This window comes from Gluconacetobacter sp. (assembly GCF_047721585.1).
Taxonomy (GTDB): Bacteria; Pseudomonadota; Alphaproteobacteria; order Acetobacterales; family Acetobacteraceae; genus Gluconacetobacter; species Gluconacetobacter dulcium.
Genome location: NZ_JBDNXE010000055.1, coordinates 17,099 through 26,601 on the forward strand (window position 1 = coordinate 17,099; position 9,503 = coordinate 26,601).

21 protein-coding genes are annotated in these 9,503 nt (G+C 63.7%); all 21 read right to left on the minus strand.

What is annotated here, in order from left to right:
• Window positions 1-102: 102 nt before the first annotated feature.
• Window positions 103-594, minus strand: a complete 492-nt coding sequence (gene rplO / locus ABF821_RS11565) for a 50S ribosomal protein L15 (protein WP_182973371.1) — start codon at window positions 592-594, stop codon at window positions 103-105.
• A gap of 1 nt (window position 595) precedes the next feature.
• Complete coding sequence (gene rpmD, locus ABF821_RS11570; RefSeq protein ID WP_114727505.1) at window positions 596-781, minus strand: 50S ribosomal protein L30; 186 nt, start codon at window positions 779-781, stop codon at window positions 596-598.
• Window positions 774-1,352, minus strand: coding sequence for a 30S ribosomal protein S5 (rpsE, locus tag ABF821_RS11575; RefSeq protein WP_415530078.1), 579 nt, complete (start codon window positions 1,350-1,352; stop codon window positions 774-776). Before rpsE ends, rpmD begins: the two co-directional genes overlap by 8 nt.
• Before the next feature lie 15 nt (window positions 1,353-1,367).
• The gene (gene rplR / locus ABF821_RS11580; protein ID WP_415530079.1) at window positions 1,368-1,730 is read right to left on the minus strand and encodes a 50S ribosomal protein L18; all 363 of its coding nucleotides are present in this window, start codon (window positions 1,728-1,730) and stop codon (window positions 1,368-1,370) included.
• Window positions 1,730-2,263 (minus strand): 50S ribosomal protein L6, encoded by a 534-nt coding sequence (gene rplF / locus ABF821_RS11585; RefSeq protein WP_114727502.1) that lies wholly within the window; start codon window positions 2,261-2,263, stop codon window positions 1,730-1,732. Before rplF ends, rplR begins: the two co-directional genes overlap by 1 nt.
• A 10-nt stretch (window positions 2,264-2,273) precedes the next feature.
• Window positions 2,274-2,672 (minus strand): 30S ribosomal protein S8, encoded by a 399-nt coding sequence (rpsH, locus tag ABF821_RS11590; protein WP_114727501.1) that lies wholly within the window; start codon window positions 2,670-2,672, stop codon window positions 2,274-2,276.
• Between the two features lie 12 nt (window positions 2,673-2,684).
• Entirely contained in the window at window positions 2,685-2,990 is a 306-nt protein-coding gene (gene rpsN / locus ABF821_RS11595; RefSeq protein WP_114727500.1) for a 30S ribosomal protein S14, read from the minus strand.
• A gap of 104 nt (window positions 2,991-3,094) precedes the next feature.
• Window positions 3,095-3,664 (minus strand): 50S ribosomal protein L5, encoded by a 570-nt coding sequence (rplE, locus tag ABF821_RS11600; RefSeq protein WP_114727499.1) that lies wholly within the window; start codon window positions 3,662-3,664, stop codon window positions 3,095-3,097.
• A gap of 10 nt (window positions 3,665-3,674) precedes the next feature.
• Window positions 3,675-3,995: a 50S ribosomal protein L24 gene (gene rplX / locus ABF821_RS11605; RefSeq protein ID WP_114727498.1), complete on the minus strand. Its 321-nt coding sequence runs from the start codon at window positions 3,993-3,995 to the stop codon at window positions 3,675-3,677.
• Window positions 3,995-4,363 (minus strand): 50S ribosomal protein L14, encoded by a 369-nt coding sequence (gene rplN, locus ABF821_RS11610; protein WP_042059420.1) that lies wholly within the window; start codon window positions 4,361-4,363, stop codon window positions 3,995-3,997. The genes rplX and rplN overlap by 1 nt, the downstream gene beginning before the upstream one ends.
• A 14-nt stretch (window positions 4,364-4,377) precedes the next feature.
• Window positions 4,378-4,656: a 30S ribosomal protein S17 gene (gene rpsQ / locus ABF821_RS11615; protein WP_114727497.1), complete on the minus strand. Its 279-nt coding sequence runs from the start codon at window positions 4,654-4,656 to the stop codon at window positions 4,378-4,380.
• Between the two features lie 13 nt (window positions 4,657-4,669).
• Window positions 4,670-4,909: a 50S ribosomal protein L29 gene (gene rpmC, locus ABF821_RS11620; protein ID WP_182973373.1), complete on the minus strand. Its 240-nt coding sequence runs from the start codon at window positions 4,907-4,909 to the stop codon at window positions 4,670-4,672.
• Window positions 4,910-4,912: 3 nt separating this feature from the next.
• Entirely contained in the window at window positions 4,913-5,329 is a 417-nt protein-coding gene (rplP, locus tag ABF821_RS11625; protein ID WP_114727495.1) for a 50S ribosomal protein L16, read from the minus strand.
• Window positions 5,330-5,385: 56 nt separating this feature from the next.
• Entirely contained in the window at window positions 5,386-6,063 is a 678-nt protein-coding gene (gene rpsC / locus ABF821_RS11630; protein WP_114727494.1) for a 30S ribosomal protein S3, read from the minus strand.
• Between the two features lie 3 nt (window positions 6,064-6,066).
• Window positions 6,067-6,471: a 50S ribosomal protein L22 gene (gene rplV / locus ABF821_RS11635; protein WP_114727493.1), complete on the minus strand. Its 405-nt coding sequence runs from the start codon at window positions 6,469-6,471 to the stop codon at window positions 6,067-6,069.
• 1 nt (window position 6,472) lies between these two features.
• Window positions 6,473-6,751: a 30S ribosomal protein S19 gene (rpsS, locus tag ABF821_RS11640; protein ID WP_007399623.1), complete on the minus strand. Its 279-nt coding sequence runs from the start codon at window positions 6,749-6,751 to the stop codon at window positions 6,473-6,475.
• Window positions 6,752-6,763: 12 nt separating this feature from the next.
• Complete coding sequence (gene rplB / locus ABF821_RS11645) at window positions 6,764-7,594, minus strand: 50S ribosomal protein L2 (protein WP_114727492.1); 831 nt, start codon at window positions 7,592-7,594, stop codon at window positions 6,764-6,766.
• Between the two features lie 16 nt (window positions 7,595-7,610).
• Window positions 7,611-7,907: a 50S ribosomal protein L23 gene (locus tag ABF821_RS11650; protein WP_174787951.1), complete on the minus strand. Its 297-nt coding sequence runs from the start codon at window positions 7,905-7,907 to the stop codon at window positions 7,611-7,613.
• A gap of 35 nt (window positions 7,908-7,942) precedes the next feature.
• Window positions 7,943-8,557, minus strand: a complete 615-nt coding sequence (rplD, locus tag ABF821_RS11655; RefSeq protein ID WP_114727490.1) for a 50S ribosomal protein L4 — start codon at window positions 8,555-8,557, stop codon at window positions 7,943-7,945.
• Between the two features lie 12 nt (window positions 8,558-8,569).
• A complete protein-coding gene (gene rplC / locus ABF821_RS11660) occupies window positions 8,570-9,253 on the minus strand; it encodes a 50S ribosomal protein L3 (RefSeq protein ID WP_114727489.1) in 684 nt (227 codons plus the stop codon).
• Window positions 9,254-9,263: 10 nt separating this feature from the next.
• Window positions 9,264-9,503: 30S ribosomal protein S10 (gene rpsJ, locus ABF821_RS11665; protein WP_415530080.1), on the minus strand; the 240-nt coding region annotated here is incomplete at its 5' end.

Consider the following 9,503-nt stretch of genomic DNA (forward strand, 5'->3'; position numbering starts at 1 on the left):
CACTTCAGCAAAGAGTGTAAGGCGTCGTCTTGCACCAACGCAAGAGACAACGCCGGGGCCGTTCCGGGACGGCTTGACGGGCATGCCGTCCCGGAATCCGGCTCAAGCCGAAGCCGTGGCCTCGTCCTGCGCCGCTTTGGCAACCCGAACGGTTCCACCGGCCTTCTCGACTGCCGCGATCGCGGTAGCCGACGCACCAGCGACCTCGATGGTCACGGCACGGGCCAGCTCGCCCTTCGCCAGCAGGCGGACGCCGGCAAACTTGCCCGAACCGACCAGGCCGGCCGCGCGCAGCACATCCTCGGTCACCGTCGCACCGGCATCAATCTTGCCAGCTTCGATTGCCTGGTCCAGCGCACCCAGGTTCACCGGAGCGTAGACCTTGCGGAAGATGTTCTTGAAGCCTCGCTTCGGCAGACGGCGATACAGCGGAAGCTGACCGCCCTCGAAGCCGTTGAGAGACACGCCCTCACGCGCCTTCTGGCCCTTCACGCCCTTACCCGACGTCTTGCCCTTGCCGGACCCGATGCCGCGACCCAGACGCTTCTTGCGATAACGAGAGCCCTCGTTATCGCGCAGTTCGTTGAGGTTCATCTCAATCCTCCACCTTCACGAGGTGGGCCACCTTGGTGATCATGCCGCGAACCGAAGGTGTATCCTCCAGTTCCCGCGTGCGGCCGATCTTGTTGAGGCCGAGCCCGACCAGCGTAGCCTGCTGGCCCGGCTTGCGGCCGTTACCCGACGCCACCTGCGTGACGCGAACGGTTTTGCCCTCAGACATCGGCGCTCACCTCCGCCGCACCAGCCACCTCACGGCGACCCAGGATGTCGGACACCTTCTTGCCGCGACGGTTAGCTACCGAACGCGGGCTGGCGCAACGCTCCAGCGCATCGAAGGTCGCCTTGACCATGTTATGCGGGTTCCGGGTGCCGAGCGACTTGGCCACCACGTCATTGATGCCCAGGCTCTCGAACACAGCGCGCATCGGGCCACCGGCGATGATACCCGTGCCGGCGTCAGCCGAACGAAGCACCACCTTACCAGCACCGAAATGACCGGCGACGTCATGATGGAGAGTACGACCCTCCTTCATCGGAACGCGGATCATCGTGCGCTTGGCGCGCTCGGTCGCCTTGCGGATCGCTTCGGGCACCTCGCGGGCCTTACCGGCGCCGTAGCCGACACGACCCTTCTGGTCACCCACCACGACCAGCGCGGCAAAAGCAAAACGACGGCCGCCTTTTACGACCTTCGCAACGCGGTTGATCGTGACGAGCTTGTCGACCAGATCGTCGCCTTCGCGCTCACGCTCGCGGCCACCCCGGCCGCCTTCTCTCGGTTCACGTGCCATTGCGTGCCCCTTTCCTTAGAAGGCGAGACCACCCTCGCGGGCAGCCTCCGCCAGGGCTTTGATACGCCCATGATACAGATACGAACCGCGGTCGAAGACCACCTGCGTCACGCCGGCCGCGACCGCGCGCTCGGCAACCAGCTTGCCAACCGCCGTGGCCGCGTCGGAATCGGCACCGGTCTTCAGCTGCTCGCGCAGCGCCTCGTCCAGGCTCGAAGCGGCGGCAAGCGTACGCCCGGCGGCATCGTCGATGACCTGGGCATAGATGTTCTTGCCTGACCGGAACACCGACAGGCGCGGACGCCCGCCGCCCTTGCGGCGAAGCTGGAAGCGCAGACGCTGACGCCGACGCTCCCGCAGATCCTGCTGCGTGCTCATTACTTCTTCTTGCCTTCCTTGCGACGGATGGTCTCGGTGTCGTAGCGGACGCCCTTGCCCTTGTAGGGCTCGGGCTTGCGGAAGCTGCGGATATCCAGCGCAACCTGACCAACCCGCTGCTTGTCCACGCCTTCGACCACGATGGCGGTCGGACGCGGCGTCGAGATCTTGATGCCCGGCGGGATCGCATAGACGATGTCATGCGAGTAGCCGAGGTTCATGACCAGATTGCTGCCCTGCACGGCGGCGCGATAGCCGGTGCCGGTCACTTCCAGGGTCTTGGAGAAGCCCACGGACACGCCCTTGACCATGCTGGCCACCAGCGCGCGCGTGGTGCCCCACATCATCCGGGCCTGCGCCTGGGTGCCAACCGGACGAACTGCAACCTTGTTGTCGGTGATCTCGGTTTCGACATGCGAGGACAGCGGCAGCTTCAGCTCGCCCAACTTGCCCTTCGCCACGAACACGCCATCGACGATCGAGACCTGGACGCCCGACGGAACTTCGACGGGATATTTGCCTACACGCGACATGTATCCCTCCTCAGAACACGCGGCAGAGGACCTCGCCGCCAACATTGGCAGCGCGGGCTTCCGCATCGGACAGGACGCCACGCGGCGTCGACAGGATCGAAACGCCCAGGCCAGCATAGACCCGCGGCAATTCCTTGATCTTCGAGTAGACCCGGCGGCCCGGCTTGGACACGCGGTGGATCTCCTTGATGACCGGCTCGCCATCCAGGTATTTCAGCTCGATGCGTAGCTGGGCAATGCCCTTGCGCACCTCTTCCTGGGCGTAGCCACGAATGTAGCCCTCGCGGCGCAGGGCCTCGAGAACATTCGCGCGCAGCTTCGACGCCGGCGAGACACAGGCCGCATGACGCGCGCGCTGCGCGTTGCGGATCCGGGTGAGCATATCACCCAACGGATCAGAAAGTGACATCGTTCCCTGCCCTTACCAGCTCGACTTGACCATGCCAGGAATCTGGCCACTGGAAGCCAGATCGCGCAGCGCGATACGGCAGAGTTCGAACTTCCTGTAATTGGCGCGTGAACGCCCCGTCAGCTTGCACCGCAAACGGACGCGAACGCGCGAACCATTGCGGGGAAGCTCTGCGAGTTTCAGAGTTGCCTCGAACCTGTCTTCGACCGGAAGCGTCCGATCCATGACAATGTTCTTGAGCGCAATCCGCTTAGCCTTGTCCCGGGTTGCCATGCGCTGACGCTTGGCATTCCGGTTAACGGCGGAGATCTTGGCCATGCCTTGTTCTACCCTCCGGAACCTGTCGGGCCATCCCGACGGTTTTCCAAACAACGTGTCTAATAGGTCTTCTGACCTCTGGGCGGAAGCCCCAATCGCTGCAATTACGCAGCGAAGGGCAGATCAAACGCCTTCAGAAGAGCCTTCGCTTCCGCATCCGTCTTCGCGCTGGTGACGAAGATGATGTCCATGCCACGGATATCGTCGACCTTGTCGTATTCGATTTCCGGGAACACGATCTGTTCCTTCATGCCCATGGCGAAATTGCCATGGCCGTCGAAACCCTTGTTGCCGGGCAGGCCGCGGAAATCGCGCACGCGGGGCAACGTGATGGTCACGAGACGGTCGAGGAATTCGTACATCTGGGCGCGGCGCAGGGTGACCTTGCAACCGATCGGCAGACCGGCGCGGATCTTGAAGCCGGCGATCGCCTTCTTGGCGATCGTCTTGACGGGCTTCTGTCCGGCGATCAGCGTCAGCTCGGCAACGGCGGCGTCCAGCTTCTTCTGGTCGCCCGCGGCCTCGCCAACACCCATGTTGATGACGATCTTCTCGAGATGCGGAACCTGCATCACGTTCTTGTAGCCGAACTCTTCGCGCAGCTTCGCACGCAGCTCGTCCTGATAACGCTTCTGCAGACGCGGCACCGAGCGGGTGGCTTGTACTTCAGACATCCGCGCCTCCTCAGCCTTCGATGACTTCGCCGGTCGCCTTGGCGACGCGGACCTTGCGGCCATCTTCCAGAACACGGAAACCGACGCGCGTCGGCTTGCCGCTCTTGGGATCGACCAGCTTCAGGTTCGACAGGTGGATCGGCATCTCCTTCTCGATGATGCCTCCCTGCTCACCCATGCGGTTCGGGCGCGTGTGGCGCTTGGCCACCGCTGCACCGCGCACCACGGCTTTGTTGTCACCGGGCAGGACCGAAAGCACCTCGCCCCGGACGCCCCTGGACGACCCGGTGGTGACGACGACCTGGTCGCCTTTCCTGATACGCGCGGCCATTACAGCACCTCCGGCGCCAGCGAGATGATCTTCATGAACTTGCGCGCACGCAGTTCACGCACAACCGGCCCAAAGATGCGGGTGCCGATCGGCTCCTGCTGCTTGTTGATCAGGACGGCCGCATTCCGGTCGAAGCGGATGGCGCTGCCATCGGGACGACGCACGGGGTACGAGGTACGCACGATCACCGCCTGGTGAACGTCGCCCTTCTTGACCTTGCCGCGCGGGATCGCTTCCTTGACGGACACGACGATCACGTCGCCGACCGAGGCAGTCTTCCGCTTGGAACCGCCCAGCACCTTGATGCACTGCACCTGACGCGCGCCCGAATTATCGGCGACGTCCAGGTTGGTCTCGGGATGGATCATAACCTATGCCCTTCTTACGCCTGCGCGCCGGACTCGACGCCGGCGGTGCCCAGCTGGGCGCCGTTACGGACGATCACGGTCCAGGTCTTGCGCTTGGAGATCGGCTTGCACTCTTCGATGCGCACCGTGTCACCAACCTTGCATTCGTTCTGCTCATCATGCGCCGCATATTTCTTCGAGCGGCGGATGAACTTCTTATACAGCGGATGCATGACGCGACGATCGACAAGAACGGTCACCGTCTTGTCCATCTTGTCGCTGGTCACCCGTCCGCTCAGGACGCGCCTCGGCATCGCCCGTCTCCCTTCAGGACTTCGCGGCCGACGCTTCCGCGCCGGCTGCACTCTTCTTCAACGCCTCGGACGCAATCGTCTTCAGACGGGCGATCTCACGACGCACCGTACGAACACGCGCCTGTCCTTCATTCTGGCCGGTCGCGCGCTGGAACCGCAGGTTGAACTGCTCGCGCTTCAGGTCAATGAGAAGCGCCTCCAGTTCTTCCGCGGTCTTGGCACGCAGATCGGCCGGCTTGGTTGCCTTTGCCATATCTCACGCCTCTCCGATGCGGGTCACGAACTTGGTCTTGATCGGCAGCTTCGCAGCGCCCAGCGCCAGCGCTTCGCGCGCCAGTTCCGGCGAAACGCCTTCGATCTCGAACAGGATACGACCCGGTTTCACACGGGCCACCCAGTATTCCGGCGATCCCTTGCCGGAGCCCATACGCACTTCGGCGGGCTTTGTCGAGACCGGAAGATCGGGGAAGATCCGAATCCAGACGCGACCGGCACGCTTCATCGCACGGGTAATGGCCCGGCGGGAGGCCTCGATCTGCCGGGCGGTCACCCGCTCCGGCTCCAGGGCCTTGAGGCCGAACGCACCGAAATTCAGCGTCGTTCCGCCCTTCGCCAGCCCATGAATGCGGCCCTTGTGGGCCTTGCGGTACTTTGTCCGCTTGGGAGAAAGCATTGTTCTAAATCCTCACGCGCCGCCTGGCGCCGTTCTAGATCCTTAGGTTCCGCAGCTTAGCGCTGCGGAGCCTGCTCGGCGGCGCGCCGATCCTGCGCCAGCGGGTCCTGGGCGAGGATCTCACCCTTGAAGATCCAGACCTTCACACCGCAGGTGCCATAGGTGGTCTTCGCCGTGGCCACGCCATAATCGATGTCCGCGCGCAGCGTGTGCAGCGGCACCCGGCCCTCGCGATACCACTCGACACGCGCGATCTCGGCGCCGCCCAGACGGCCACCGCAGTTGATCCGGATGCCCTGCGCGCCCAGACGCATCGCCGACTGCACGGCGCGCTTCATGGCGCGACGGAAGGCCACGCGGCGCTCCAGCTGCTGAGCGATGTTCTCGGCCACCAGCGTCGCGTCGATTTCCGGCTTGCGGATCTCGACGATGTTCAGCGCAACGTCGGTCTTCGCCATACGGGTCAGATCCTTGCGCAGAACGTCGATATCCTGGCCCTTCTTGCCGATCACGACGCCCGGACGGGCGGCGTAGATCGTCACGCGGGGCTTCTTCGCCGGACGCTCGATCACCACGCGGGACACGCCAGCACCCGACAGCTTGCGGCGCAGGTGCGAACGCAGCTTCAGGTCGTCATGCAGCAGGCGCGAATAATCGGCGCCAGCGTACCAACGGCTGTCCCAGGTGCGGTTGATACCGAGCCGCAGCCCGATCGGATTGACTTTGTGTCCCATGGATCAGGCCGCCTTCTGCTCGGTTGTCTCCGCCTCGGCCGAACGCTCGGCCACGACGATCTTCAGATGGCTGAAGAACTTCTCGATGCGGGACGAACGACCACGACCACGCGCATGGAAACGACGCATGACGATCGACTTGCCAACCTCGGCGCGCACCACCACCAGCTGGTCGACATCCAGCTGATGATTATTCTCTGCGTTCGCGATCGCGCTTTGCAGGGTCTTCTTGACGTCCTGCGCGATGCGACGCTTCGAGAACGTCAGTGTCGCCACGGCCTGGGCCGCCGGCTTGTTGCGAATCAGCGCCGCGACCAGGTTCAGCTTGCGCGGGCTCACGCGGATATTCCGCGTGACGGCCTGCGCCTCGGTTTCCGCGAGCGTACGCGGATGCTTCGGCTTGCTCATATCAGCCCCGCTTCGCCTTCTTGTCCGACGAATGCCCCGTGAAGGTACGCGTCGGCGAGAACTCGCCGAACTTGTGCCCCACCATGTTCTCCGACACCTGAACGGGCAGGAATTTGTGCCCGTTATAGACGCCGAACGTCAGACCGACGAACTGCGGCAGGATTGTCGAGCGACGCGACCAGATCTTGATCACTTCGTTACGGCCCGACGCGCGCGACGCATCGGCTTTGTTCAGCAGATACCCGTCCACGAACGGGCCCTTCCAGACGGAACGTGCCATCTTCTTTGCCCCTTACTTACCGGTTTTCCGGCGACGGATAATCAGACTGTCCGTACGCTTGTTAACCCTGGTCTTGTAACCCTTGGTCGGCTTGCCCCACGGCGTGACCGGATGACGGCCGCCCGAGGTGCGGCCTTCGCCACCACCATGCGGATGGTCGACCGGGTTCATCACGACGCCGCGGTTATGCGGACGACGACCCAGCCAGCGACCGCGACCGGCCTTGCCCATATGCTGGTTCATGTTGTCCGGATTGGACACCGCGCCAACCGTCGCCATGCACTCGCCGCGCACGACGCGCAGCTCGCCCGACTGCAGCTTGATCTGCGCATAGCCGGCATCCTTGCCGACCAGCTGGCAGTACGTGCCGGCCGAACGGGCAATCTTGCCGCCGGCGCCCGGCTTCAGCTCGATGTTATGCACGATCGTGCCGACCGGAATGGCCGACAGCGGCATCGCGTTACCCGGCTTGATGTCGACGCGCGCGCCGGCCACCACCTGGTCGCCCACCTTCAGGCGCTGCGGCGCCAGGATGTAGGCGAGCTCGCCGTCCTCATACTTCACCAGCGCGATGAAGGCGGTGCGGTTCGGGTCATATTCCAGACGCTCGACCGTGCCGGCCACATCGAACTTGCGCCGCTTGAAATCGACGAAGCGATAGGACTGCTTGTGGCCGCCACCGATGAAGCGCGAGGTGATGCGCCCATGGTTGTTGCGTCCGCCGGACTTGTTCTTGCCTTCGGTCAGAGCCTTTACAGGCTTACCCTTCCACAGCTCCTTACGGTCGATCAAGACCGTATTGCGCAGGCTGGGGGTGACCGGATTAAAGTGCTTCAGTGCCATGTCTTGCTACCCCGCGTCAGACCAGCTTCGCGGTCAGGTCGATGGACTGACCCTCGGCAAGCTGCACAAACGCCTTCTTCACATCGGAACGCTGGCCCGGGCGGCCCTTGAAGCGCTTCGTCTTGCCCTTCTGGACAAGCGTGTTCACGCCCAGGACCTTCACGCCGAACAAACCTTCGACCGCGACCTTGATCTCCGGCTTCGTGGCGTCGATCGCGACCTTGAAGACCACCTGGTTCTTCTCGGACAGCGCCGTCGCCTTCTCGGTGATCAGCGGCGCGCGAACGATGTCATACATCGTCTCACGCGACATCCGCTCCGCCTTCTTGCGGATTGCGAGCACGTTGGTCATGCCAGGCGCTCCTTCAGGCCTTCGACGCCGGCGCGGGTGATCGCGAGCACGTCGTGGTTGAGGATGTCGTAGACGTTCGCGCCGATGGTGGGCAGCACGTCGATCTTCGGCAGGTTGCGGGTGGCGCGACCGAAATTCTCCTCGACCGTCGCATCGACGATCAGGGCGGATTTCCAGCCCAGCGCCTGGACCTTCGCGGCCAGCTCGGCAGTGCGGCCCGACGACGTGGCGGCGTCCAGCACCACCAGCTTGCCTTCGGCAGCCTTCTGCGACAGCGCGGAGATCAGGCCCAGACGACGCACCTTCTTCGGCAGGTCGTAGCCATGATCGCGAACGACCGGCCCATGCACGGCACCACCGGTGCGGTACTGCGGCGCGCGCAGCGAGCCCTGACGGGCGCTACCCGTGCCCTTCTGGCGGTACGGCTTCTTGGTCGTGCCGGAGACTTCGCCCATCCCCTTGACCTTGTGCGTGCCGGCGCGGCGCTTGGCCAGCTGCCAGTGCACCACACGCGCCATGATATCGGCCCGCGGCGTCACCCCGAAAATCTCGTCCGGAAGCACGGCCGTGCCGGCGCTCCCGTTGTCGAGGGTTTTGATTTCGTAATCCATTGCCCTCTATCCTCAGCCCGCAGCCTCAACCAGGGCCGCCGGATACGGCGCCTCGGCATGACGGGCTTTCTTGATCGCATCACGAACCAGCACCAGCTCGTTCTTGGCGCCGGGCACGGAGCCGCGGACCAGGAGCAGGTTCTTTTCGGCATCCACCGCCGCCACCTCGAGATTGAGGGTGGTCACGCGCTCGGAGCCCAGGTGCCCGGCCATCTTCTTGTTCTTGAAGGTCTTGCCCGGATCCTGGCGGTTACCCGTCGAACCATGCGAACGATGGCTGATGGACACGCCGTGCGAAGCTTCGAGACCCGCGAAGTTCCAGCGCTTCATGGCGCCGGCGAAGCCCTTGCCCTTGCTGGTGGCCGTCACGTCGATCTTCTGCCCCACCACGAAATGGGCGGCAGAGAGAGTGGCGCCTGCTTCCAGCACGGCATCTTCCGCAACGCGGAATTCAACCAGCTTCTTCTTGGGTTCGACCTTCACGCGGGCAAAATGGCCGCGGTTCGGTTTGGAGACGTTCTTCACCTTGGCGTTGCCGAGCCCGAGCTGCACGGCCGTATAGCCATCACGCTCCTGGGTACGGACATCCACCACCTGCACGTTGTCGATATGCAGGACGGTGACAGGCACATGGGTGCCGTCTTCCTTAAACAGCCGGGTCATGCCCAGCTTCTTTGCGATCAATCCGGTGCGCATCGTCTGGACCTTAAAGTTTAATCTCGACGTCCACGCCAGCGGCGAGGTCGAGCTTCATGAGAGCGTCCACGGTCTGCGGGGTCGGCTCGACAATGTCGAGCAGCCGGCGATGAGTCCGAATTTCGAACTGTTCGCGGCTTTTCTTATCCACGTGGGGAGAGCGGTTTACAGTAAACCGTTCGATATGCGTCGGCAGCGGGATAGGACCCCGAACCCGCGCACCCGTACGCTTCGCCGTATTGACGATCTC